22 protein-coding genes are annotated in these 25,415 nt (G+C 52.7%); 14 read left to right on the top strand and 8 right to left on the bottom strand.

The features are described 5' to 3' along the window. Window positions 1–21: 21 nt before the first annotated feature. Entirely contained in the window at window positions 22–882 is an 861-nt protein-coding gene (locus PUR_RS24725; RefSeq protein ID WP_179037499.1) for a transglutaminase family protein, read from the top strand. Next, window positions 879–1,049: a hypothetical protein gene (locus PUR_RS26220; protein WP_232101636.1), complete on the top strand. Its 171-nt coding sequence runs from the start codon at window positions 879–881 to the stop codon at window positions 1,047–1,049. Before PUR_RS24725 ends, PUR_RS26220 begins: the two co-directional genes overlap by 4 nt. Here PUR_RS26220 and PUR_RS24720 read toward each other — a convergent pair. Then, window positions 1,020–1,523 (bottom strand): GNAT family N-acetyltransferase, encoded by a 504-nt coding sequence (locus PUR_RS24720; RefSeq protein ID WP_179037498.1) that lies wholly within the window; start codon window positions 1,521–1,523, stop codon window positions 1,020–1,022. The two genes, PUR_RS26220 and PUR_RS24720, sit on opposite strands and share 30 nt — an antisense overlap. A 114-nt stretch (window positions 1,524–1,637) precedes the next feature. On the opposite strand from PUR_RS24720, the gene PUR_RS24715 reads away from it, so the two are divergent. From PUR_RS24715 to PUR_RS24675, 9 genes are all read left to right on the top strand, one after another. Continuing rightward, window positions 1,638–2,696, top strand: a complete 1,059-nt coding sequence (locus PUR_RS24715) for a LacI family DNA-binding transcriptional regulator (RefSeq protein ID WP_179037497.1) — start codon at window positions 1,638–1,640, stop codon at window positions 2,694–2,696. Between the two features lie 236 nt (window positions 2,697–2,932). Then, window positions 2,933–3,697 carry a sugar phosphate isomerase/epimerase gene (locus tag PUR_RS24710; RefSeq protein WP_179037496.1) on the top strand — a complete coding sequence of 255 codons (765 nt, stop codon included), beginning with the start codon at window positions 2,933–2,935 and terminating at the stop codon, window positions 3,695–3,697. A gap of 159 nt (window positions 3,698–3,856) precedes the next feature. Further along, window positions 3,857–4,810 carry a sugar kinase gene (locus tag PUR_RS24705; protein ID WP_179037495.1) on the top strand — a complete coding sequence of 318 codons (954 nt, stop codon included), beginning with the start codon at window positions 3,857–3,859 and terminating at the stop codon, window positions 4,808–4,810. Between the two features lie 17 nt (window positions 4,811–4,827). Continuing rightward, window positions 4,828–6,105 carry an MFS transporter gene (locus PUR_RS24700; RefSeq protein WP_179037494.1) on the top strand — a complete coding sequence of 426 codons (1,278 nt, stop codon included), beginning with the start codon at window positions 4,828–4,830 and terminating at the stop codon, window positions 6,103–6,105. 149 nt (window positions 6,106–6,254) lie between these two features. After that, window positions 6,255–7,946 carry a dihydroxy-acid dehydratase gene (gene ilvD, locus PUR_RS24695; RefSeq protein ID WP_179037493.1) on the top strand — a complete coding sequence of 564 codons (1,692 nt, stop codon included), beginning with the start codon at window positions 6,255–6,257 and terminating at the stop codon, window positions 7,944–7,946. Continuing rightward, window positions 7,934–8,899 (top strand): phosphoglycerate dehydrogenase, encoded by a 966-nt coding sequence (locus PUR_RS24690; RefSeq protein WP_179037492.1) that lies wholly within the window; start codon window positions 7,934–7,936, stop codon window positions 8,897–8,899. Before ilvD ends, PUR_RS24690 begins: the two co-directional genes overlap by 13 nt. Window positions 8,900–8,966: 67 nt before the next feature. Beyond that, complete coding sequence (locus PUR_RS24685; RefSeq protein WP_179037491.1) at window positions 8,967–9,632, top strand: bifunctional 2-keto-4-hydroxyglutarate aldolase/2-keto-3-deoxy-6-phosphogluconate aldolase; 666 nt, start codon at window positions 8,967–8,969, stop codon at window positions 9,630–9,632. Window positions 9,633–9,877: 245 nt separating this feature from the next. Then, window positions 9,878–10,501 (top strand): TVP38/TMEM64 family protein, encoded by a 624-nt coding sequence (locus PUR_RS24680; protein WP_179037490.1) that lies wholly within the window; start codon window positions 9,878–9,880, stop codon window positions 10,499–10,501. A 35-nt stretch (window positions 10,502–10,536) separates the two neighbouring features. Further along, window positions 10,537–11,445, top strand: coding sequence for an aldo/keto reductase (locus tag PUR_RS24675; RefSeq protein WP_179037489.1), 909 nt, complete (start codon window positions 10,537–10,539; stop codon window positions 11,443–11,445). A gap of 650 nt (window positions 11,446–12,095) precedes the next feature. On the opposite strand, the gene PUR_RS24670 is transcribed toward PUR_RS24675, so the two are convergent. The 6 genes from PUR_RS24670 to PUR_RS24645 form a co-directional block, all read right to left on the bottom strand. Continuing rightward, a complete protein-coding gene (locus PUR_RS24670; protein WP_179037488.1) occupies window positions 12,096–12,290 on the bottom strand; it encodes a hypothetical protein in 195 nt (64 codons plus the stop codon). Beyond that, the gene (locus PUR_RS24665; RefSeq protein WP_179037487.1) at window positions 12,280–13,782 is read right to left on the bottom strand and encodes an aminotransferase class V-fold PLP-dependent enzyme; all 1,503 of its coding nucleotides are present in this window, start codon (window positions 13,780–13,782) and stop codon (window positions 12,280–12,282) included. The genes PUR_RS24670 and PUR_RS24665 overlap by 11 nt, the downstream gene beginning before the upstream one ends. Before the next feature lie 143 nt (window positions 13,783–13,925). Then, window positions 13,926–14,402 carry a DsrE/DsrF/DrsH-like family protein gene (locus PUR_RS24660; protein WP_124696467.1) on the bottom strand — a complete coding sequence of 159 codons (477 nt, stop codon included), beginning with the start codon at window positions 14,400–14,402 and terminating at the stop codon, window positions 13,926–13,928. 93 nt (window positions 14,403–14,495) lie between these two features. Continuing rightward, the gene (locus tag PUR_RS24655) at window positions 14,496–14,825 is read right to left on the bottom strand and encodes a hypothetical protein (RefSeq protein ID WP_179037486.1); all 330 of its coding nucleotides are present in this window, start codon (window positions 14,823–14,825) and stop codon (window positions 14,496–14,498) included. A 32-nt stretch (window positions 14,826–14,857) separates the two neighbouring features. Then, the gene (locus tag PUR_RS24650) at window positions 14,858–17,062 is read right to left on the bottom strand and encodes a putative bifunctional diguanylate cyclase/phosphodiesterase (RefSeq protein WP_179037485.1); all 2,205 of its coding nucleotides are present in this window, start codon (window positions 17,060–17,062) and stop codon (window positions 14,858–14,860) included. Window positions 17,063–17,300: 238 nt separating this feature from the next. Beyond that, window positions 17,301–17,924 (bottom strand): acetate uptake transporter, encoded by a 624-nt coding sequence (locus PUR_RS24645; RefSeq protein ID WP_179037484.1) that lies wholly within the window; start codon window positions 17,922–17,924, stop codon window positions 17,301–17,303. Between the two features lie 285 nt (window positions 17,925–18,209). Between PUR_RS24645 and PUR_RS24640 the strand changes: the two genes are divergently transcribed. Next, a complete protein-coding gene (locus PUR_RS24640) occupies window positions 18,210–19,151 on the top strand; it encodes a 1,4-dihydroxy-2-naphthoate polyprenyltransferase (RefSeq protein ID WP_179037483.1) in 942 nt (313 codons plus the stop codon). An 82-nt stretch (window positions 19,152–19,233) separates the two neighbouring features. Beyond that, window positions 19,234–20,235, top strand: a complete 1,002-nt coding sequence (locus tag PUR_RS24635; protein ID WP_179037482.1) for a Gfo/Idh/MocA family protein — start codon at window positions 19,234–19,236, stop codon at window positions 20,233–20,235. On the opposite strand, the gene PUR_RS24630 is transcribed toward PUR_RS24635, so the two are convergent. Then, entirely contained in the window at window positions 20,228–21,802 is a 1,575-nt protein-coding gene (locus tag PUR_RS24630) for a response regulator transcription factor (protein WP_179037481.1), read from the bottom strand. The two genes, PUR_RS24635 and PUR_RS24630, sit on opposite strands and share 8 nt — an antisense overlap. Window positions 21,803–22,468: 666 nt before the next feature. On the opposite strand from PUR_RS24630, the gene PUR_RS24625 reads away from it, so the two are divergent. Further along, window positions 22,469–25,111 carry a glycoside hydrolase family 31 protein gene (locus tag PUR_RS24625; protein WP_197970112.1) on the top strand — a complete coding sequence of 881 codons (2,643 nt, stop codon included), beginning with the start codon at window positions 22,469–22,471 and terminating at the stop codon, window positions 25,109–25,111. Window positions 25,112–25,415 lie beyond the last annotated feature (304 nt).

Genomic DNA, 25,415 nt, shown 5'->3' with positions numbered 1-25,415 from the left:
TCAAAGGAGACGTTATGTCCGATGAACTATGAAATTGTGCATACGAATACGTTCACCTATGAAACGCAAGTCGATCAAAGCTTGAATACGATCCGGCTTAAACCCTTGACGGATGAAGTACAGCGGCTGCTGATGTACCGGGCGGAGATCACGCCGGCTTCCCTGACCCAAGAATATACCGATCTGTGGGGCAATCAGGTGGAGACTTTTTTTATACCCGAGAAGCATAATCTGCTGGAAGTGAAGACCACGTCGGTCGTGAGCATTCAGCGAGGCTCCTTTATCTATGAAATCCAGTATTCGAAGCGGATGCAGGATATTTTTCATTCCCAGCAATTCCGGCAGCATTATCTGTCCTTTCTGAACGAGACCGACTATACCCTGCTGTACCCGGAGCAGTTGTCGGAAGTGAAGCGCGGGCTGGGCGAGATGGACAATCCCGTGCAGTACGCTTTACGGGTGATGAAGTATGTATACGAAACGTTCACCTATTGCGGGGAGGCGACAAGCGTGAATACGTTGGCCCGGCAGGCTTTTGATCTGAAAAAAGGGGTGTGCCAGGATCTGGCCCATGTCATGATCGGCATCCTGCGCGCAGGGCGCATCCCGGCCCGGTATGTAAGCGGGTATTTATACGTCGGCGAAGATTCGGCGCTTAAGGGCGATGCGGCCACTCACGCCTGGGTCGAGGTGATGGTGCCTGGCATCGGCTGGGTCGGCCTGGACCCGACCAATAATGTGGAGACGCTGGACAATCACATCCGCGTCGGAACGGGCCGCGATTACGCCGATGTCAGCCCGCTGCAGGGCGTTTATCGCGGAGGCAGCAGCACGCTGGACGTCGGCGTGTCCGTGACGCTGCTGGAGCATCCGGGGGAATGACGCCGGAAGCGGCGCGGGCGAATGCAGCTGCGGTGCAGCCGGAGCAGGCCGCCGCTGTCCCTGCCCGGACGCCGTCCCATCTCCCCGGCGGGGGAGAATACGGCAGTCGATTGGCACCGCGGGCGCGAACAATCGGGCTAACGTCCCGCCTCGTATTCCGGCCGTAAGATCGACAGGATATGTTCCGACTCGAACCCGTTTTCCGTCATAACGCAGTCCCGTAGTGTGCCCTCATACACAAAGCCGACGGTTTCATAAAGATGCCGCGCTCGAACATTATGCTCCCGGACATCGAGCCACAGCCGATGAACCGGGGTGCTGCGAAAAAGCCAGCTGATAAGCAGCGGCAGCATTTCTTTTCCGTATCCGCGGCCCTTGCGCTCGATGACAATGCGCTGGATGCAAACGGAAAGATTAGGGTTATCAAGGCCGGTTACGATCATGTACCCCGCCAGCTCCCCCGTGTCCGTCTCGATGATCAGATGCAGCATCCCGGCATCATCCAGCGCAGCGAGGTGCTGATCCGCTGTCCACTGGCCGATAAACGGCCGGTTGTCCTCACTTCTTTCAGCGGCCAGCACGAATTCCAGATCCTTCTCTTCGGTCTTCCTCAGCGAGAGGATATTCGAATGAATCTGCATGAGTCTCCCTCCTTTTTTGATAAAAATATAGCATATTAACAAAACTATTAACTGTAAATCTTCGTATGATATAATAAAGAATCTCCATAATTTGAATAAGAATGAGGGCAAGCCATGGATTCCATTAACCAGCCCCCCAGGCCGCCGCAGAAGGCGACAATCGCCGATGTAGCCAAGGCCGCGGGCGTTTCAAAAACGACCATTTCCCGCTATTTGAGCGGAGACTATAAATCGATTTCCGAAGCCACACTGATAAGAATTAAACAAAGCGTGAAAGAGCTTCGCTACCGCCCAAGCCGGTTGGCCAGGGGCCTGCGCCAGGACCGCAGCTATTCCATCGGCATGATTTTTGCCGACATCTCCAACCCCTTCTCCACCTCCGTTCTTAAGGGGGCCGAGGACGTGTGCACGAAACAGGGGTACAGCATGATTGTGTGCAATACGGATAACGATCCCGAGAAGGAAAAAAATTATATCGCGATGTTGCATGCCCAGCGCGTTGACGGGCTGATCATCCACCCGACCGGACAGAACCTGGAGAATCTGCGGGAACTCTCGGAGGACCAAATTCCGATCGTATTGATCGACCGCAGCATCCCGGGACTTAAAGTCGATACGGTCGGAACCGATAATGACAAGGCCATGACCGAAGCGACGGGCTATTTTCTTGACCAGGGATTCGAGCGGATCGGTTTCTTCTCGCAGCCGATTCAGCATGTCAGCTCCCGGATTGAGCGGGCTCGAACCTTTGTCCAGATTCTGGCCGCGGCCGGACATCCCAGCGTCGATGATATATACGAATATGAGCCCCGGATCCAGGGGCAGTTCGACGAACAACTGGACCGGTTTATCGCCAAGACCCAGGGTCAATACCGCATGATTTTTGCGGTCAACGTAGTGACCCAACTGAAATTGATCAACGCTCTGCAGAAGCGGGGGCTCCGCATCCCCGAAGATGTCGGCTTTGCCGGTGTTGACGATTCGGAGTGGGCGCCCGTGGTCGGTTCCGGACTCACAACCATTGCGCAGCCGACCTATGAGATCGGCTATAAGGCGATGGAGCGGATTCTGGAGCGGATTGCCGGCGATAACGGCCCGCAGCAGCATTTTGCATTGTCTGCGAATTTGATCACAAGAGGCTCAACTCCGTCAAGAAATGCTAAGATCCTGTGAACTGTATTGACGGGGAAGCTTTCCCTCATGTATCTTTATGCCAGTGGAACCGATACCGATAACCGATTCCATTCCTAATCGATTAGCGTAGGTTGTGAAAAGTGTCACTTAGGGTCGCTTTGAAGTGAAAAGCGGCTCATCTTTAGAAGCTTGATGGAACCGATACCGTTTATCGATACCATTGAAAGTTTCTACTGATGTCGGCGAGTTATTTTTAAACTAAAGGAGAATTTGGGATGACTCAGGTATTTACAACGACGGCTTCCCTCGGCCCGCTGGCCGCAGACGGGGGACAGGAATTATGTGTCCCGGTAGCCATAGCCGCAGGATGTGCCGGTATTGAAATTCGCAGAGAGCTGTTCCGGGAGGAAACTCCCCGCCTGGACGATCTGAACGACTTGATCAAGAAGGGCCAGCTTGTAAGCGTTTATTCGGCACCCATTGAGCTGTGGAACGCGGATGGTTCGCTGAATGTGGAGAAGTTGGATGTTGTTATACCGGAGGCGCTGTCAGTCGGAGCGGTATGGCTCAAGACTTCGCTTGGACATTACAAGTCCGGAGTATCGGATCTCGAAGGGCTCAAGAAGTACTGGAAGAGCCATGTATCCGATACGGACGCATTGGAATTGACAGTTGAGAATGACCAGACACTTCATGGTGGTAATGTAGCAAAGCTTCGTAAATTTTTTGAAGATTCCCAAGAAGCGGGGCTGTTTATCCAGATGACCTTTGATGTCGGCAACTGGAACTTTACCGAAGAAGAAGCCATGAAAGCGGCGGCGGAACTAAATAAATATGTCGGCTATATTCATTTAAAACATGTAGAGAAAATCGATGGGAAACTGGTTACTCTGGCACTTCCGGAAGAAAAAGATAGCCTATGGCGTAGCATTCTGGATCTGCTCCCGCGCGATGTGCCGCGCACGATTGAGTTCCCGGTTGAAGGTGAAGATGTTGAAGGGGTTCTGCGGAAGTATGTATCAATGATTTCGGAAGCGTAGGCTTTACGCTTTCGAAGCAGGTTCAAGCGCAATCCGAAAGAAAACGCTGTCAAGACTGAAAGCAGAAGCTGTCAAAACTTTAAGTCTATGCTTTCGAAGCAAGTTTTGCGAAGTGAAGACTGAAAGCAGAAGCTGTCAAAACTTTTAGGAGGAATGGTTATGAAAGCATGCGATGTTGTAACATTCGGAGAAGCCATGGCTATGTTCATTGCTGATCGTCCGGGCGAACTGCATCAAATCGAAAGATTCACAAAAGCTCTTGCAGGAGCGGAAACAAATGTATCTATAGGTCTGGCTCGGCTCGGCTTTGGCATGCGGTGGATCAGCAAGGTCGGAAACGACGCGTTTGGAAAATTTATTGTAGATGCTCTTCGCAAAGAGAATGTCGATGTGGATGCGGTATTTGTAGATGATCGTTATCCGACGGGATTTCAAATGAAATCCAAGGTCCTGGATGGAGATCCGCAGGTTCAGTATTTCCGCAAAGGCTCTGCCGCAAGCACGATCTGCCCGGGAGATGTCGACATGAACTACTTTACCGCTGCTAAGCATCTCCATTTGACGGGAATTCCGTCGGCCATCTCGGCATGCGCACGCGAGCTCTCCTTTGAAGCGATCAAAGCGATGAGAGCAGCCGGCCGCAGCATTTCGTTCGACGTTAACCTGCGTCCGAAGCTGTGGAGCAGCGAGACCGAAATGATCGAAACCGTCAATGCGCTCGCTGTTCAGGCGGACTGGGTTCTTCCGGGTATGGGAGAAGGCAAGCTGCTTACCGGTTATTCCAATCACAGAGATATTGCTGCCTACTATCTGGACCGCGGAGTACAGCTCGTGGCTGTGAAGCTTGGACCGGAAGGCGCGTATTACCGCACCCCGACCGATGAAGGCATTGTCGAAGGCTTCAAAGTGCAGGCTGTCGATACGGTCGGTGCCGGAGACGGATTTGCAGTAGGTTTAATCAGTGGTCTGCTTGACGGCCTGCCGGTGAGCGAAGCGGTACGGCGCGGAAACGCGATCGGAGCTCTTGCCGTAACAGCGGAAGGCGATTCGGAAGGACTTCCTACCCGCGGACAGCTGTCAGCTTTTATGGATGCATCCGTTATTATTAAATAAGGAGAGAAAAAATCGACATGGAAAATAAAAAGCTGGCTCCAAGCCGATGGTTAAAATTGATTCCTATTATTTTTATTACGTATAGCTTGGCCTACCTGGACCGCGCAAACTATAGTTTCGGGTCTGCATCGGGCATGGCCGATGATCTGAATATCACACCGTCCGCTTCCTCGCTGCTGGGCGCTCTGTTCTTCCTGGGATATTTCTTCTGTCAAATTCCCGGCGCTACTTATGCCGCGAAGAGAAGTGCCAAAAAACTCGTATTCGTCTGTCTAATCTTGTGGGGATCATGCGCTGCTGCAACCGGTCTCGTAAATGACATCCGAGTGCTCTATGCCATCCGGTTCACACTTGGGGTGGTAGAAAGCGCTGTAATGCCGGCGATGCTCGTCTTCCTGAGCAACTGGTTCACCAAAAGCGAACGCTCCCGTGCGAATACTTTCCTGATTCTCGGAAATCCCGTTACGGTTCTTTGGATGTCCATTGTGTCCGGATATCTGGTACATGGCCTCGGCTGGCGTCACATGTTCATCGTTGAAGGCTTGCCTTCCGTAATTTGGGCATTCTTCTGGTGGAAGCTGGTCAAGGACAAACCTAGCGAAGCCAAGTGGATGTCCGATAGTGAAAAGAAAGATCTTGAACAAGCGCTTCTTGAAGAACAAAAAGGTATGAAAGAAGTCAAGAATTACCGTGAAGCATTCAAGAACCCGAAGGTTATTATGCTGTCTATCCAATATTTCTTCTGGAGTATCGGTGTCTACGGTTTTGTTATGTGGCTTCCGTCCATTATTAAAGAGTCGTCCGGTATGGGAATTGTCAATGCAGGCTGGTTGTCCTCGGTTCCGTACCTGGCTGCCATCATCGGTATGCTTAGCGTATCTTACTACGCAGACCGCACCATGAACCGCAAAGGCGCCGTTTGGGTATGCCTGCTGGTCGGCGCGATCGCGTTCTATGGTTCCTATTTGATCGGGGCTTCGAACTTCTGGCTGTCTTACTCGCTGCTGGTTATCGCCGGCGGAGCGATGTACGCGCCTTACGGACCTTTCTTCGCGATCATTCCAGAGCTTCTGCCAAAGAACGTTTCGGGCGGCGCGATGGCGCTGATCAACAGCTTCGGCGCACTTGGTTCTTTCGCAGGCTCTTACATTGTAGGTTACCTGAACGGCTCTACCGGTTCGCCTGACGCTTCCTTTATATTCATGGCGCTGGCGCTTGTCGTATCCGTTGTAATGACCCTTGTAGTAAAGACGCCAAAGGGAAACGCTCCTGACGGCGAAAAATTGGCCGCATAAATTCCGATTTGGAAGACACGGCGCAGAGTGCCAATTTTGGCACAGCGCCGTCTCTTCCCTTTATGTATTATAATAATGTGCAATTGACATATTCGTTCAGAAAAAATCAAGTAGACAAAATCAAGCAGTAAAACTTGGAGGGAAACATAATGAGTAACCGAATTTCTACTATTTCGCCTTTTACAAGAGCGATTCTGAAGGCTCACCTGTGCTCCTGCGGAGTAGACTACTCCAAAATGGATAAACCCGTCATCGCCATCGCCAACTCCTGGAACGAAATCGTGCCGGGACATGTGCATTTGCGCCAACTGGCCGACCGTGTGAAAGAAGGCATCGAGGCCGCCGGCGGTCTGGCGCTGGAGTTCAACACTATCGCAGTATGCGACGGCATCGCTCAGGGACATGAAGGCATGAAATACTCGCTGCCGAGCCGCGAAATCGTAGCCGACAGTGTAGAGACGATGGTCAAGGCGCATGGTATTTTTGACGGTATGGTTGTCCTGAGCTCGTGTGACAAAATCGTACCGGGCATGCTGATGGCAGCCGCGCGCTTGAACCTGCCGGGTCTGGTTGTGCTGGGCGGAGTTATGCCGAACCACATCAAGCCGAAGGAATCCAAAGCGGCAAGACGGGCATTCCTCGACGGCAAGCTGGATGAAAAAGGCCTGGTTGAAGTGACTAACCAATACTACCCGGGTCCTGGCGCGTGCCCGTTCCTTGGAACAGCCAACACGATGCAAGGTTTGTCCGAAGCGCTCGGCATGGCTCTGCCGAATTCGTCCTGGATGCAAGCTCTGTCCGACGAGCAGTTGGATGCTGCGGAAGCCGCCGGCCGTCAAGCGGTCGAATTGGTGAAAAAAGGCATTACGCCAAGCCAAATCATGACCCGCGAAGCGTTCGAGAACGCCATTTCCGTGCTGCTGGCTATGGGCGGCTCGCTGAACGCGTGCCTGCATCTGCCGGCAATCGCGCATGAACTCGGCATCGACCTGCCGATGACCCTGTTCGACGACATCAGCCGCCGCGTACCGTTCCTGGCGGGTGTAACGCCGAATAACCAAGAATATACCACGAACGATCTGCAGCGTGCAGGCGGCATGAAGGCTTTGATGAAGGAACTCGGCGGACTGCTGCATACCGGAGCGTTGACTGTTACGGGCGACTCTGTGGAGAACAACATTGCGGACGCAGAGGTTCTGGACCGCGACGTCATCCGTACGTTGGCAGAGCCGCTGGACAAGGAAGGCGGCGTGGCCGTACTGGTAGGCAACCTGGCAGCGGACGGCGCGCTGATCAAGCAGTCGGCGGTAGCTCCTGAGCTGAGAAGCTTCACAGGACCGGCGAAGGTGTTCAACTCCGAGGAAGCTTTCTCGGAAGCTTATGAAGAGGGCCTGATTCAGGAAGGCGACGCGGTCGTGATCCGTTATGAAGGACCGAAAGGCGGACCGGGCATGCGCGAACTGCATCGTTGTACGGAGATCCTCGGCAAGTTCAAGCGCGCTGCGCTGGTAACGGACGGCCGTTTCTCGGGCGCAACATCGGGTCTGTCGATTGGTTACGCGAGCCCAGAGGCCGCCGAAGGCGGAACGATTGCGCTGGTGCAGGACGGCGATATGATCGAGATCGACATCGCAACCCGCAAGCTGCAGCTGCATGTCTCGGAAGAAGAGCTGGCGAAGCGTGCGAAGCATCTGGAAGAGTTCAAAATCGAAGCCAGCAAGCTGCTTCGTCTGTACGCGCAGCATGCTTCCTCGGCAGCCAAGGGCGGCGTGCGTGTAGTGTCTGAGGGGATTAATGAAGCGCAGGCCGTGAAAGAGGAGGTAACAGCATGCCAAAAGTAGTTGCACTGCCGCGTTCTTTCTCCCGTTCGGAGGAAGCGAAAGAAATGCTGCTTCAGGCAGGATTCGAGGTCATCTGGAATACGGAAGGCCGTCCGCTGAAGGAAGCGGAACTTATCGAAGTAATCAAGGGCGCTGACGCGCTGATTACCGGGATTGACGAGGTTACAGCAAAGGTGCTGGAAGCCGGCGCTCCGACCTTGAAAGTCGTTGCGAAATACGGCGTCGGCTATGATAATATTGATGTGGAAGCCGCAAACCGTCTGGGCATTCCGGTGACCATTACGCCGGGCGCTCCTACCCGTTCGGTAGCCGAGCTGGCGCTCACTTTAATGCTGAGCGTGTCCCGTCACATCCCGCAGATGAATGCGGGAGTAAGAGACGGGGGCTGGAACCGGACTACCGGTTCGGAGCTTGGAGACAAAGTGCTGGGCGTCGTTGGTCTCGGAGCCATCGGAGCCGAAGTTGTGAAGCGCGCAGTTGCATTTGATATGAAGGTCATTGCATATGATGCCTTTGTCCGTCAGGATATGATCGACAAGTATGGCGTGCAGTACGTTACGCTTGAAGAGCTGTATGCGCAGTCCGATTACATTACCCTGCACGCTCCGGCGCTTCCGGAAACGGTCGGCATGATCAACAAGGAATCTCTGGCTCAAATGAAGAAGTCCGCGATTCTGATCAATACGGCCCGCGGAGATCTGGTCGTTGAGCAGGATTTGTACGAGGCTCTGTCTTCGGGACAAATCGCAGGCGCTGGACTGGACACCTTTGTTCAAGAGCCGCCTGCAACGCTGGACATCGTCGGTCTGCCCAATGTGGTGACTTCGCCGCATGTCGGTTCCAACACGGTAGAGGCCGGTTACCGGATGGCAAAAATGGCTGCGGAAGAAGCGATTCGTGCGGTGAACGGAGAAGCGCCTAAATTCCCGGTCAAGGTCCCGGTTAACAAGTAACCGAAAAAATAACCGAAGCAAGTAAATCGGATAGATCACGTTATTTTTAAACAAAGGGGAACTGGAAATGAAAAAACTGCGTATTGTCAATCAGATACATGAGGGAGGCGTCGTCGCGGTTCTCCGCGGAGACTCCCCTGAAGAAGTAGTGGAAATGGCGAAGCAATCGATCGCCGGCGGCATCAAGATTATCGAAGTTACGCTGACCGTGCCGTTTGCTCTGAGAGCCATCGAGAAGCTGGCCGCCGAATACTCTTCGAGCGCGCCTGCCGACTCCGATAAATATGCGGTGATCGGCGCAGGAACCGTGCTTGATCCTGAGACTGCCCGCGCCGCCATCCTGAGCGGATCGGAATTTGTGGTTGGACCTTCGCTGAATCCGGAAACGGTCAAGCTGTGTAACAGATACCGCGTTCCGATCATGCCGGGCGTCATGACGGCGATGGAAATCCAGGAAGCACTCGACCTGGGCGTCGACGTTGTGAAGCTGTTCCCGGGGAATCTGTACTCGCCAGCAATGATCAAGGCCTTCAAGGGCCCGCTGCCGCAGACGAACATCATGCCGACGGGCGGCGTCAATCTGGACAACCTGAAGGATTGGATCAAAGCCGGGGCATTTGCCGTTGGCATCGGCTCCGACCTTACGGCCGAAGCAGTACGCCAAAAGGACTACAGCCTGGTTGCCAAGAAATCGGCCCAATACATTGATGCGTTCAAAGCAGCGATTAAATAAGACTGCGATTCATTAAATAAGGTTGGCCCACCGTCATGTGTAAGCGGACGAGGGGCCAGCCTTTTTTTTTCAGAAATTAATTAATGGTTACCTTGTAAGGGAACTTTGTAAGGGAACTTTGTCGATAGCCGGAAAACAAATTTGCATATAGGGGTGGGGAGATTCGGTAAGGGCAATCCGCACGGTTATCATGTATAATAAGGCTGTTGAAAATTATTGGAAAGATGAGGGTTCTTAAGACCGTTATGTATGTACTAGATGTCATTTCCTGGCTCACCGAAGAGAATCTGCGCGGTATGCTGGAGCGTTACCGGTCTCTCGGTCCTTTTCCGGGGATTGTGCTGACCTTTATGAAATCATTTGTTCCGCCGCTGCCAACGATACTTATTGTGGGCCTGAATGCTGCGGTGTACGGGCTGTGGCTCGGTTTTTTGTACTCCTGGATCGGACTTGTTGCCGGCTGTCTGGCGACTTTTCTAATGATCCGCAAAATCGCCTCCCAGCGCTTCTTTCGCAAATGGGCGGAGCGGCCGAAGGTGGCCAGAGCGATGGAGTGGGTGCGGCGCAGCGGTTTCAGCTATGTGTTCCTGCTGAGCCTGTTCCCGGTTGGACCTTTCGTTGTTATCAATGTGGCCGCCGGGCTTGTCGGAATGCGGCTGCGCTCCTACCTGCTGGCTCTGGCCGCAGGCAAGGCGGTTATGGTATTTGCTGTATCGTATATCGGCAATGATGTCGGACGATTTATCCAACATCCAGTGGAAGTTCTCTATGTGCTGCTGTTCGTTCTGCTGTCGCTGTGGGGCGTCAAGTCGATAGAGGCTTATTTTTCCAGAATCTCACGAAGCGGCGGAGACGGCGGAAGCTCATAAGTCCAAATACTTTTAAGAAAAGAGGAATGTGACGCATGAAATACCGCAAGCTTGGAAGCACGGGTCTTAACGTATCGGTAATCGGAGTGGGAACCTGGCAGTTCGGAGGCGAATGGGGGAAGGATTTCACCCAGGATGAAGTCGATGAAATGCTGGACAAGGCGGGCGAGCTCGGCATCAATCTGATCGATACGGCTGAATGCTACGGGGACCATCTCTCTGAGAAGTTCATCGGCAGCTACCTGAACCGCCGTAAACGCGAGGACTGGATCGTCGCCACGAAGTTCGGCCATCATTTCAGTGGTCATCTCAAGCGGGAGCAGCTGTGGAGCGCGGACGATGTGCTGAAGCAGTTGGACGACTCGCTGCGCGCGCTTCAGACGGAGTATATCGACCTGTATCAGTTCCATTCCGGTACCGATGCCGATTTCGACAACGACAAGCTGTGGAATATGCTGGACGCGCAGAAGCGGGCCGGAAAAATCCGTCACTTGGGTGTTTCCATCAGCACCGCCAATGACGGCGTTCATCAGACGTCCTCCGCTCCGGAGATCGGCGCCGAGGCGATTCAGGTGGTATACAACCGGCTGGAGCGGCAGCCGGAAGAGAAACTGTTCCCGCTGTGCAAGGAGCATAACCTTGGGGTGTTGGCCCGGGTTCCGCTGGCGAGCGGATACCTTAGCGGCAAATACAAGGCCGATGCGGTGTTCCAGGCCGGCGATGTGCGGGCGAACCATGATGCGAAGAAGCGGGAGGAGCAGCTGCGTATCGTTGCCGAAATCGCGGCCAACGAAGTGCCGGCAGGCCTGAACATGGCGCAGTGGGCGCTGGGCTGGTGCCTGCAGCATCCCGCGGTGACGAGCGTGATCCCCGGCTGCAAGAACGTGCAGCAGGTAGTCTCGAACGCTCAAGCCGCGGATCTCGACATTGTGGCGAAGGGATAGCCTGAGGCGGTAAGAAGGGACTGGAGGCCGGACTGGAGGCCGGACTGGGGTGGGATAGAGTGGAACGGAGCAACTGATGGCAAAAATAATGCCAGTGACAATGCCGCTGGCAACGCCCGCTCCAAGAGAGATGGAAACGTCCGCTCCCATGCCGCGTGCTGTACTGAGCTATAAATGAAGAGTGGGGCGGTAACGATGGGACTAGGGCTGGACTGGACGGTGGGCACGATAGTGGGCTGGACTGTGGAGGGCTAGAGGGGAACGGAGCAGGACTGAGCAAAATGGAGCAGAACTGAGCAGAATGTAGGGGGACGGATAAAGCGGAATAGTTCCCCTTTATTCTGGCTGAAACCGGGATTTTCCAGGGTTGGCCGGGAAAAGCTCCCTCTTAATTCCGCGTTTATGCCGGAATGGACGGGGAAGCGGGAAATAAGCTGGAGTTTTTCCTGTTCAGCTAGTAAAAGTGCGCTGTAATTTGTGAATAAGCGGGAGGATTTCCGCTTCATGGAGAGGCTTGCCTGCGGTCTTGGGCAAGATTTCTATACAGCAAGAGCAAGAGACGAGCCGCAGAGAATGGAGCGAAATACGCCATCCTCTGCGGCTCGTTGCTTCGTGGGGCTAGGGGGGAGGCCGCACTCCCGATGGTAGCGTCAGCGCCGGCGGCATTCGTCCGGGTCCCGGGCCCCCGTCCGCATCCCGCCCCAGCGGGCCTGGCTCCGGCCAGTGCCCCCGCCCAATCGGGGCAGCCTGGCCGTGTCCCTGCCCAAGCTTCCCGCTCCGGCCCCGTCCGCACTTTCCCACCGACCGCTCCCTGCGATCTGCCCAAGCGGCTCGCTACAGAGCAAACAGCTGCTCCATATCCGGTTCTTCTTCGCCTTCCGAGCGGTGGCACCAGCAGTTCGTCGCTGGGTTGTAGCGGTAGTCGGCCTGCCAGATCTCCCGTTGGCTTACGATCGCCTTCAGAGCCAGGAGGATGTAGGCGACGTCGCCGGAGGTCATAACGGGATGCAGCGACAGGCGGACCCAGCCCGGCCGAAGGGATTGATCGCCGGCGCGGATGGCTGTGCCCATGAGGGCGGAGGCTTCCCTGTCGATCGATAGCAGGTAGTGGCCGTAAGGGCCGGCGCAGGAGCAGCCGCCGCGCGCCTGAATGCCGAAGCGGTCGTTCAGCAGTCTCACGACGAGGTTGTAGTGCATATCGCGGACCGTAAAGGAGACGATGCCGAGGCGGCGGCGGACGCCGCCCTCCAGCACCGTTATATCCGGGATCGCCTGAAGTCCGTCCAGCAGCTGGAGGCACAGCTCGCGTTCATGGCGCAAAATGCGTTCTGTCGTCATTCGCTCCTTCAGCCGGAGGCATAACGCGGTCCGGATCGTCTGAAGAAAGCCGGGGGTTCCGCCGTCTTCCCGGGCCTCGATTCCCCGGAAGTAGCTCGGGCCCTCCCACGGGCTTACCCAGGAAACCGTGCCGCCGCCCGGTTCGTCGGGCCGCCGGTTGCCGTAGAGCTCCGCAGCAAATACCAGGACGCCGCCAGTGCCCGGCCCGCCGAGAAATTTATGCGGCGAGAAGAAGATGGCGTCCAGCCTCTCCAGCGGGGACGGCGGATGCATGTCGATGTCCGTATAAGGGGCGCTGGCCGCGAAATCGACAAAGCACAAGCCGCCATGGCGGTGCATGACGGCCGCCAGCTGTCTGTACGGCGTTTCGATGCCGGTCACATTTGAGCAGGCGGTGAACGAGCCGATCTTCAGCCTGCGGTCCCGGTAAAGCTTCAGCACAGCTTCGAGCCTGCGCGGATCGACGTTTCCGTCCGGTCCCGGGGGGAGAACGACAAGCTCGCCGATGCTTTCCTGCCACGGAAGAAGGTTGGAGTGATGCTCCATATGGGTGACGAAGATGACCGGCCGTTCCTCCGGCGGCACCACCGACCGTTCCGCCATCCATTCGGGCAGACGGAGTCCGAGCAGGCGCTGAAGTTTATTCACAGCCGCCGTCGTGCCGTTTCCGCAGGTCAGTAGAATGTCGCGCGGGCCGGCGTTCACGTGGCGCTTGATGAGACGCCTGGCTTCTTCATAAGCCCGGGTCATGGTCATCCCCGTGGCGTTTGCCTCGGTATGCGGATTGCCGATCAGGGGGCCGAACTGCTCCTGCATTCTGCGCTCGATCGGTTCGTACAGGCGGCCGCTGGCGGTCCAATCGGCGTACAGCAGCGTTTTTTTGCCGTATGGGGTCGTTATCGTATGTCTCAGTCCGATTGTTTGTTCGCGAAATGGGCCAAAATACGCCTCCAAAGATTCAGCCGCTTCCGCGGAAGAGGCGAGGGTGGATCTAAGCACGGGCAGTCCCTCCAGACGGGTAGTGTCTTTGGCCTTAGTATATGCCCGCGCCCAAAATAGGTTAATGCCCAGCAAGGACAGCCGTCGGCTTGCCGGGGCGAAACCAAGTATGTACCAAGACGGCCGAGAGGCCGCCCTGCTTTCTAAATAAACAGCTGCAGGTCGCTTTCCAGCGCATCCTTTAAATAAGAGGCGGCGTCGATAATCTCCACTTCCGGCAGCAGCTCCTCGGGTTTGAAGCCCATAATTTCCACGGACAGCTTGCAGGCGTAGAATTTGATGTTCTTTTTGCGCGCGCCCTTTAGAAAGTGAATCAGCTTCGGCGCCCCTTGGTCCTCGATCATTTCCTCCAGCATCATCCGGCCAAGCCCGCTGAAATTCATGCGCGACAGCGGAAGCTGCTCCGGCCCTTTCGGGGTTACGACATCCATAAGCTTTTCATAGATCGTTTTGTCTTCCAGCGTCATTTTTTCGGGATCACGGACCAGGAACAATCCCCAGAACGAGAAGAACATGGTGACATCCACCTCGATATCGCGCGCGCTGTTAGCCAGAATCAGACCGGCCATCGCCTTGTCATATTCACCGCTGAACATCAGCAGATTCATTTTTTTGCTCACTGCCTTGGCCACCTCCGTATGGGAATGACCTTAGTATGGGCCGGCAGGGCGAGGGTATCCATTTTTCACAATTTCACCAAGAAATGTGCAGCTCTATTCCTTAGGACCCCCCTGCGCGGAATCGCCCGCCCGTTCGGCGGCGGAGAGGCGAAGGTCGTAGTGGCGCGCGGCCAGCCAGATGCTTCCGGTGAACAGCACGATCAGCCCCAAAATAATCGAAAACCGCCAGTCTCCCGCCTTGAAGTTCAGCTGCAGCACGGTCAGCACCAGAGCGACCTGGGTCCATATCAGCGTTCGTTTGCGAAGTGCCGCAATCGCTCCGTTCATCTTGGGCATTCCACGGATCACGATAAAGGCGATAGCACCCAGAATCAAGGTAAAGACAGCGGTTCCAAAAAGCTCCGATGAGGAAAAAGAGTTCATATTTTCAAATTCCTTTCTGCCTGTGATTGTCCTTATTCGTTTGCATGCTTGCACTCATCTATTATCGCGGTCCCTGCCTTCATTGCCGGCTCTAGGTGTTTCAGCAGAGGTCCGATTTCCCCTGCGGGAAGAGGACGGTAAAAAAGAAAGCCCTGCACATGCTTACAGCCGTGCGCCAACAGGAAATTAGCCTGCTCCCGATTCTCTACGCCTTCGGCAATCAGATGGTAGCCAAGCTGCGAAGCGACATAAGCGATGGATTTGATGATCGTCTCGTCGATGGAGCTCTGGCCGATGCCAATGATGAAGGTGCGGTCAATTTTGATTTTGTTGACGGGGAAATGCTTCAGGTAATTCAGAGAAGAATATTTGGTGCCGAAATCGTCGACGGACACGATAATTCCACGGTCGCGCATTTGCTGCAGCAGCGGGTAGTGCTCCTCCAGCAGGGCGGTGCTCTCCGTAATCTCGAACTCAAGGCAGTCGGGTGCAAGTCCGTAATGTCCGAAGATGGACATAAGCATCGGGATCAGATTGCGGTTATAAAACCAGCTGTTGGAAATATTAACGGAAGTGCGCAGAATCTCCAGCCCTTCCCGCTTCCATGCGGCCAGCTGCCGGCATACTTCATGGATCACCCAATCGGTCAGCTGGGTCATGAGTCCGGCTTCCTCGACAGCCGAAATGAAATAGCCCGGCAGGAGCAGCCCCTTCTCGGGATGGTTCCAGCGGATCAGCGCTTCCAAACCGATGACATCGCCGGTGGCGGCATTGACCTGAGGCTGATAGTGCAGTACAAATTCATGGTTTTCCAGAGCGGAATGCAGATATTTGGCAATCATCGTTTTTTGCTGCAGCTTCTCCCGGAGCTGGTTGTCAAACAGGTAATAACCTTGCCCATCCGTCGATTTGGCCTGATACATGGACATGTCCGCATATTTAAGCAAATCCTCTTTAGTCGTGGAATGCTCCGGATACAGTGAAATGCCGATGCTGGTGGACAGGTTGAGATGTGTTCCGGCTATGATAAGCGGCTTTGAAGCGACCGCGCTGAGTTGTTCGGCCATTTCCGGGATTCGATCCCGTGGCAGATCCTGAAACAGCATGACGAATTCGTCCCCTCCGGTTCGCGCGAACAGCCTGCAGGGAAGATTGGCATTATGTATTCGTCTGGCAAGGGTGCGGATGACCCGGTCGCCTGCCGAGTGTCCCAGCGTATCGTTAATCTCCTTGAACCGGTTGAGGTCGAAAAAGAACAGAGTAAAGGTCTGCGCAGGGGCCGCCGCCTTGAGCAAGCGGTCAAATTCATCCATAAAAAAACGGCGGTTCGGGATCTCGGTCAGACTGTCGTAGTAGGCCAGCTTTTCGTACAGCCTTTCGGATATGCGAAGATCGCGTGTGCGGCTATTGACCACCTGTTCCAGCTCGCGGTTGAACCGTCGTTGCCGGGTTAAGAAATATAAGACGGAAGCAATGATTGACAAAAAGGCACAATCGACCAGCAGTACGCTGATGAGCGCGTTCCATTTCGCTCTGGGGTCGAGGTGGGTGTTGATCAGCCAGCTTTGGTTATAGAAACGAATCGGAATACTGATCAAGGTGCCCTTGTTCTCCGTATGGGAGCCGAACAAATAGGCATGATCCTTCCCTGTGATGTACGCCTCGGAATTGCTGCCCAGAAAATGGCTGATAATATCGTTGATGCGAAGCGTGACGGAGACGATGCCCTCGAACGAATTATTTTTAAACAGCGCCTGTCTGATCACCATCCCGTACTCGCCTTGGGCAAGCAGCCGCGGACCGTCCACCGTGATGGTGCGGGAGCGGATCGTTTCCTGAATCATGCCCGGCGTGGACAGCTTGGGTTCGAGCAGGAGGCTCTTATTGAGAATGGCAGTATTGCCTTCAATCGGATAAAGATAGCGGATGATGCCATCCGGCGCAATGGCCATATTCATCAGGTGGTTGGTGCTGTGGTAGGCGGTGGACAGGTAACTGTTAATCACACTCGGGCTTGCGTCGAAGCCGACGGTTTGCACAAAGGAGCTGACGCCTTTGACAATCGAGGCTCTCTCTTCGATATTCGATGTCAGCATGAAGGCTTGAGAAGACAAATCGGCTTTGGCGGCACGGTACTCCCGGTCAACCGATATGGAATAGTAATAGAATAATAATATTTGAAGAATTGCGATGAAGACGAGGATGATCGTTAAAGGCTTTTTCCTAAAGAAAGCCATAATCTGCCTCCGGTAACGAATAAGTGTGCAGGCATGGCAACATCATTCGTCAAAGTATTTTTAAAATATAAGAATTTATAAGCCGGGCGCTTATCATTCTTGTATAGCATGTCATTAGTAGAGCCGCCTCGTCAATAGCCTTTAAGCAGTCAAACAGCAAAAAAGAAACGGATGCGCGCGTCTGCCCTGTATTGAACGACGCGTATATCCGTTTGACTGATTTGCATTAGGTTTATTGTTATTTTTTGAAGATGCGAAGCGGAGCGCCGAGCGGCAGGAAGGTGCGTCCGAAATGGGCGTTCAGGACGGAAGCGCCGCAGCCGTAAAGGGAGACGATGCCGATGCCGAGCTCTGAGAAGGCCGCCAGTTTGTGAAAGGCTTCCGCGGCGATTCCGAAAGAATTGAAGGTCAGGCCAAGAAACAGCAGATCGATCAGCGCGAAAATAATCAGCAGCACTTTATTGGTTTCGGTAGCGCCGATAGTCATAAACAGTGTGAAAATCAGATAGCCGAGAAACGCGAAGCCGAGCTGCTTCGGATCGACGGCTTCGGCAAGCACGGTACCGAATACGCCAAGCTTGATCAGCCAGCTTCCGGCCATGCCGAACCAGAAAAAGGCATAGGCTCCGAAAGCGGTCATGCCAAAGGTGTTGTTGTGCTTGGCATCCTGAATACAGGCAAACAGCTGGGCGAATGCGCCGAGAAAGACAGCCCATGGAATTACATAGCTTAGGCCTTCTGTGATCTCAAGCTTTTGCGAAGATGCCACCAGGGTGACGATGGCCAGTCCAAACAGGCCAATCGCGCTTGGATCGGCGGTAACGATTTGGACGGACTGGGAAGAAGACGGATGCGCTGACATAAACAATAAAGCCTCCAATACGGTTAAAATGGTTGACTTAGTAAGGACGAATGGAATCGATTCCAGTACAAGTCAGCCTATCATACCATATCGCTTAGGGCTTGCCTATAACGAACATAGGATTATCCGGTCGAAATTTGGAGGAACTTGTGACATTCATTTGCATGCTTGATGTATAATAAATGAGAATTATTATTAACTGGGGGCGAGAGGCTGCGGCATGAAGAATAAGACATTGAAGAATAAGACATTTATTAAGAAGGCTTCCCGTTTCGGGGTGAGCCGGTGAACGTTAAAAGCTTTTTGAAATTGGTTGAAATTCAGACCAAAGTGGCGAGCGTGATTCCTTTGACAATGGGAACGCTCTATGCCCTTTACCGGTTTGAGCATTTTTACACATGGCGCTTTGCACTGATGCTGGTGTCGCTGCTCAGCTTTGACATGGCGACAACGGCGGTCAACAATTATTACGACTTTAAAAAGGCGTCAAGAACGCACGGCTACGGCTATGAAACGCATAATGCCATCGTTGCGCACAAATTAAAGGAAAGTGTCGTGGTCGGCGTCATCGTCTTGCTCCTGCTGCTGGCGGCAGGCTGCGGGCTGCTGCTTGTGGCGGAGACCGGATTGCTCGTCTTTTTGCTGGGCGGCCTGTCCTTTTTGATCGGCATTCTCTACTCATTCGGGCCGGTTCCCATATCGCGGATGCCGCTTGGGGAGCTGTTCTCGGGGCTGTTTATGGGCTTTATCATCATCTTTATCTCTGCTTACATCCATACGGACGATATGCTGGCAGTGCTGACCCTGGAGCGGGGGTGGGTTCATTTTCAGCTGAATCTTGTGGAAACGATCTACCTGTTCTGGTTCTCGGTTCCGGCGATTCTCGGCATTGCGAATATCATGCTGGCGAACAACATCTGCGACATTGATGAGGATGGCGATAACCGCCGTTACACGCTGCCGGTCTACATCGGCAAAGCAAATGCGCTCACGCTGTTCAAGCTGCTCTATTATGTGTCTTACGTGGATCTGGCCCTTTTGCTGATTCTGGGCGTACACCCGCTGCTTGTGCTGCTTCTGCTGCCGACACTGATCCCGCTGCGCCGAAATCTGACCAAGTTTGACGAAAGGCAGGAAAAAGCCACGACCTTTGTTCTCTCCGTGAAAAACTTCCTTTTGCTGAATGCGGCGCGCATTGCCGTACTCGTTGTGGCCCTGCTTCTTTAGGGCATAGCTTGCTTGGCCTTAGCAGCCGCATTATGGCATTATGAGTTAAAGACAAGCCTAAGACAAGAAGGGGTGCCAGGAAATGCAACGTCCGCTTCGTTTTGGAGTTATGGGCTGCGCGCAAATCGCGACAGGCACGATGATGCCGGCCATTGCCGAATCGAAATTGGCCGTCCTTGAGGCGGTGGCCAGCCGTGGAATGTCGAAGAGCTCGCGCATCGCTCAGGAGTTTGGGATAGAAAAGGCTTACGGAAGCTATGAGGAGCTTCTGAGGGACCCGGAGGTGGACGCGGTCTATATTCCGCTGCCCAATCATTTGCACCGGGAGTGGGTGATCCGGGCGGCGGAAGCCGGGAAGCATGTGCTGTGCGAGAAGCCGATCGGCTTAAGCGCCGGGGAAGCCGCCGAGATGGCGGCAGCCTGCCGGAAGGCCGGGGTTCATCTGGCCGAGGCGTTCATGTACCGGCATCATCCGCGGTATCCGCTGCTGAAGGCTATTTTGCAGTCGGGCGAAATCGGCGGCCTCCGCGCCATACGGGGTTCGTTTACCTATAACAACGCTTCGGACAGCTCCAATGTCCGGTTCAAGTCGAAATGGGGCGGGGGGTCGCTGTACGATATCGGCTGTTATCCCCTTAGCGCCGCGCGGCTTCTGTTCGGCACGGAACCGGAAGCGGCGACCGTTCATGCACTGTTCTCGACGGAGCATGATAACGTCGATATGATGGCCTCGGGCCTTGTGGAGTTTCCCGGCGGACACAGCCTTATCTTCGAATGCGGAATGTGGGCCTATGAGCGCCAGCTTCTGGAGATCATCGGCACGGAAGGCCGCATTGAAATCCCGATGCCTTTCAACGCCCGGACGGACGATGCCGAATTCTTTATTTATGCCGGAGGCGGCGTAAGGCGGGTGGATGCCCCCGGCGCAAATCCTTTTACCTGTCAGGTGGACAATTTCGCCTCCGCCGTTTTCGGCCAGGCTCCGCCGCTGTTTGAACCGGAAGATGCCGTACTGAATATGAAGCTGCTGGAAGCCTGCCTGGCTTCCGCTGCCGGACGGAGAAGAGTAACGCTTCTTAATTGACATACGATCCGGTCACCTGGTGCTTCTCCCTGTATTCGAGCGGTGTCAGTCCGGTCACTTTCTTGAATGCTTTGCAGAAATATTTCACATCTTTAAAACCGGCGGCCTCGGCTACATCGTAAATCCGGATATCGTTTTGGGCGAGCAGCCGCTTCGCCTCCCTGATTCGCAGTTCAATTAGATAATCAATAAAATTGCGCCCGGTCTGTTTTTTGAAATATAGACTGAAATAGCTTTTGCTGAGATGCACGCTATCCGCTGCGCTCTGAAGCGTCAAATTCCCCGTGTAATGGGCGGAGATGTACTCCAGCGCCTTCGTAATTAACTGGCCCCCGTAACCGTTATCGGCCAGTGCAGGCATCAGAGACTGGCGGATTTCCTCCAACTGACCCGTTAAATAAGACGAGAGCTGCTCCAGTGTCTCTGTCCGGAGGAGCATATCTTGCCTGTGGGGAAGCAGCCATCTGGAATCCGGATGTAAGTGATGGACGCCTGCAAGCAACTCGCAAGCCTCCTGCCGTACTTGTTCCGGGTTCAAAGTCCCGTTCTTCCAGCGCTCCAAGGCTAACTCGATTGCTGATGAGACCGGATCACCGCTGCGGATCATTTCGGAAAAAAGCGTCCAATCATTGGGGATATATGTATTTTCATAGGCTTTAACCCCAGTTTCAACGACCTTCATTGGATACAAACCGCCAAGCCCCTCAAAAAAACGTCTTTGGCAGGCGGAACGGCAGTCGGCAAATCCCTTAAGAAGATGATGTATGCCTTGCTTGACCGCGGTACCCGCTGAAGTCGAGATTCCTCTTCCGGCTTCCAGCGTGCTCTTCCACTCCAGGATTAGCTTTTCGGAATCTCCCTCATTATCGGGAACGACCAGAAACAGGCTACTGTCTGCCGCAAGCATGGCTGCTCCTTCCGCAATATGTTCATAGAACGCTTCCTGTATTTCTTCCAGCAGAAAATGGACGTACAAATAACCGTAATTTTCAATCCATTCCTCGGCCTTATCCAGTGTGAGATAGACGCAGGCATATCTTCTGTCCATCCATGCCGGCGCCCAACCGGTTGCCAGGGAGGAGGGCCTTTTTTGCACGATCCGCCTTTTAATCTCCTGTTCGAGACCTTTTCGTTTCCGGTAAGCCGCGCTTTGCCGAAAATAATTCAGTTCGAGAGCTCTCTTCCTTTCTTCCTCCAGCAGAGAGACACATCTTCGAAGAACGGCAAGAAGTTCATCCCGGTTCAAGGTCAGTTTCAACAAATAATCGGCGGCCCCCACCTTAAGCCCTTCTTTGACATATTCGAAATCGCTGTAGTGGCTGATCAGGATCACCTTGAGCCAGGGATACAGCTCCAGCGCCCGCTTCGTGAGTTGAATACCGTCCATTAAAGGCATCTTGACATCCGTAATGAGAATATCGAAGGAACGCTCGCTCATAGCAGTCAGAGCCTCTGTTCCGTTGGCGTAATGGTCTTCTACGAGCATTTCTTCCTTTTCCCAATCAATAATGGCGCTGATACCGTTACGGATGACGGCCTCATCATCGACAATAAGAACTTTATACATCTTATTCCCCCTCTTGATGCGAGATTCTTTTTGGATGCAAGGCCTACCCGGTTTAATCTTACTGAATAGATGAAGCACTTTACAGAGTCATATGAATCATGTTCCGCGTGCGGGTTATCGGGCTAACCCAAAGGAAGGTGTTTTATATTGAGCGAAGAGCGTAATATTGTACACCTTGTCAATGTTTATAGAGAGGCACGCTTGAAATTACATTTAATGCATATATTTGTTATTAAAAAGAAACTAGCAGTAACATAGTGGAATTTATCAATATATTTGAAATAAATAAAAGGTTGACGATTTGATATCGATGCCGGTATAAACCATAGTCCTTAGTTCTCCCTGGCTATTAATTGCGATTTTCAACCAATTATTTAGGAAATAAAAGTATGAAGATCCAATTTGTAAAAGAAGAGCTTGGACAGGCCTGAAGCTAAGCCCCGCCACGATTTTCCCCCTTAGAAAGATTCGCTCGCCGAGCACAATCCGACCCCCTTTGAAATCGTTTTCCAATAGTTTGTGGGTGTAAGTTCCCATTGTTCATATCGAATTCTGTTGCTAACTTGGTAGTAGGCGCCAGAAACCCGGGAGTTTGACTGATGAAGAGATATTTTTTATTCAGAATAAGGAGAGAGATCTAATGTCGCATAAACAGCGTATGAAGAAATGGTCACGATTAATGCTGCAACTACATTTTTAATATCAGGCAATGCCCTAACGCCTCTAATTTCCGAGGCTGCAGAGCTTGTGGCTCCGCCTGGGGCACAAGTATGGGAAGGCAAGATGGTCGACAAGAACGGCAACCAGCAGCAAGTACATGATGAAAGACCTTTGGATAAAAACAATCTGCAAAAGCTGACCGTTCAAGGCGTCGAAAAGCTGGTAAACGGCGTGAAGTTGAATTTGGGAGAAATGGAATCCTATATCCGCTTGCTGTCTTCCGACATTTCCAAAGTATCGATCATTAAAAAAGGCGATAAAGAATTCACTTCCGTCGGTATTGCGGAAACAGATTGGAAAAGTCCTAAATTTACAGTAACAGAAGATAACAAGAAAATTGTATTGAAGTCCGACAGCTTAACGGTAAACATCAACAAAAGCCCGTTCGGCATCAAATACTTAGATAAAGACGGCAATGTGATCAACGAAGACGCGGACCAAGGCGTAGGTTACGAAAACGGCAAGCATTACGTGTTCAAGAAAACCGACAAAGACGAAGATTTTCACGGATTCGGACAGAAAACAACCGGATTGAACCATCGCGGTAAAGAAATCGGAGTATGGAACCGCGAGAATCTGCCGGAACCGGTTTCGAAATACACGTTCTCTTCGATTCCATTCTTTATCGGGTTGAAAGGCGACAAAGCATACGGTATTTTATTCGATAATACTTACCGTTCTTACTACGATATGGCTGCTGAAAGCGACGACTACTACTACTTCTGGGCCGATGGCGGAAAATTGACTTACTACTTCATCAACGGACCGGAAATGAAAGACATCGTAAACCGCTACACGGATTTGACCGGAAAAATGCAAATGCCGCCGGAATGGGCGATGGGCTTCCATCAATCCGCTTGGGGCTATCATCAAAAGGATATTGAGCAAGTGGCGCAAACCTACCGTGAAAAGAACATTCCGATTGACGGCGTGATGCTGGACATCGAATGGATGGATGACTATAAAAACTTCTATTTTGGCGATAAATTCCCGGATCCGGATGGAATGAACAAACGCTTGCACGATGCGGGTTTCCATTATACTTCCATCATTGATCCAGCAATTCGCGTGCCTGACCCGGGACAACCGGAATATATTCCTTATACCGAGGGGACTCAAAAAGATCTTTGGGTTAAAAATCCGGATGGCACCAACTATTTGGGTAAAGTTTGGCCTTGGGGCGTCCCATCCAAATCCGTTTTCCCTAACTTCATGAAACAAGAAACCCGCGACTGGTGGGCGAAATGGCATAAACCGGTCTTTGATAAAGGCGCAGACGGCATTTGGAACGACATGAACGAACCTGCTAACTTTAGTACGGTAGACTATTGGACGTTACCGCTGGATAGAATTTTTGAAACGGACAATGGTGAAAAATTAACGCATGAAGAAGCGCATAACGTTTACGCCCACACTGAGGCTCAAGCCACAGATCAGGCATTCAAAACGAATAAACCGAACGTTCGTCCATTTATCTTGACACGTGCTTCGTTTACAGGTACGCAGCGTTACGCTACCGCAACCTGGACAGGCGATAACTGGAGCAGATGGGAAATGCTTAGAATTTCAATTTTCCAAGACGCTAATGTCGGTTTGACAGGTATGGCGATGGTCGGAAACGATATCGGCGGCTTTGCGAAAAAACCTTACGAAGGCGTTGTAGCTACACCTGAATTGTTTGCTCGTTGGGTTCAAGTCGGCGCATTCTATCCGTTCTCCCGCGACCACTACAACAATGACGGTAAAAGCCCGATGGAAACAGACGCGGCTCAAAGCTTGAAATGGGGCAGACAAGAACCATGGCAGTTCGGTAAAGAAGTTGAGGATATCAGCCGCAAGTACATTTCCATGCGCTATGAATTGATGCCTTACCTTTACAATGCGTTCAAAGATGCGCATGAAAAAGGCAATCTCATTTTCCAACCGCTCGTGTACCAGTTCCAGCAGGACCAGAACACTCATGATATCCAAGACCAATTCATGTTTGGTCAATCTCTGATGATGGCTCCAATCGTATACCAAGGCGCAACGTCCCGTGACGTATACCTGCCGGAAGGCGTGAAATGGGTAGACTACTGGACTGGCGAAGTATTTGAAGGCGGACAAACGATCCACAAAGACGCCGATCTTGGAACGCTTCCGATCTACGTGAAGCAGGATTCGATTATCCCGCGCCGCGAAGTTCAGCAGCATTCCGGTGAGAAGGAATTGACGAACCTGATTCTCGACACTTATCTGGATAACAAAGCATCTTACAGCTTCTATGAAGACGATGCTAAAACCGAGGACTACACCAGAGGCGAATTTAACATTACCGAATTTAGCGTAGATCAAAAGGGCAACCACGTTGAGTTCAGCCAGAACAAACAAACTCAAAGCTACGCTTCCGATATTCAGTCTTACACATTGAAACTGCATAATGCCACGGCGCCGAAGAAAGTGGAGGCAGCCAATGACAAATATGCTGAAGCAGCCAGCTTGGAAGAACTGGGCAAAGAAGCAAGCGGCTACTTCTTCGATAACACCGAGAAAGTGCTGTATGTAAAAATCCCGGCAAACGAGAGCCACAAAGTTAAGATTTTTAACTAAAACGCTTGATGCACTAACGAAGCAAATGGACCAGGCATAATCGCCTGGTCCATTTGTGTTTGAGCATCGCGTTTATCAAATGTGGACATTTATAGCGGCGACCGAAAAAAGGGCACAAGTTCCAGTATTTACTTAGACAGTCCGCCGGATACAGGGTAGAATACAGCTAAAGTTATTTCTTTGCGAATTTTTTCTCATCCTATTACTTTTTGCAGCTGTTTCCATATATCACTATCCGCCAATAATCGCGCCTGAATTTCCGCCCCGCAAAAAACCGGATCATTACTAACCGATGAAGAGGTTG

It is taken from the genome of Paenibacillus sp. URB8-2, assembly GCF_013393385.1.
In the GTDB taxonomy this organism is placed as follows: Bacteria; Bacillota; Bacilli; order Paenibacillales; family Paenibacillaceae; genus Paenibacillus_AQ.
This window is presented reverse-complemented; position numbering and strand designations above follow the sequence as displayed.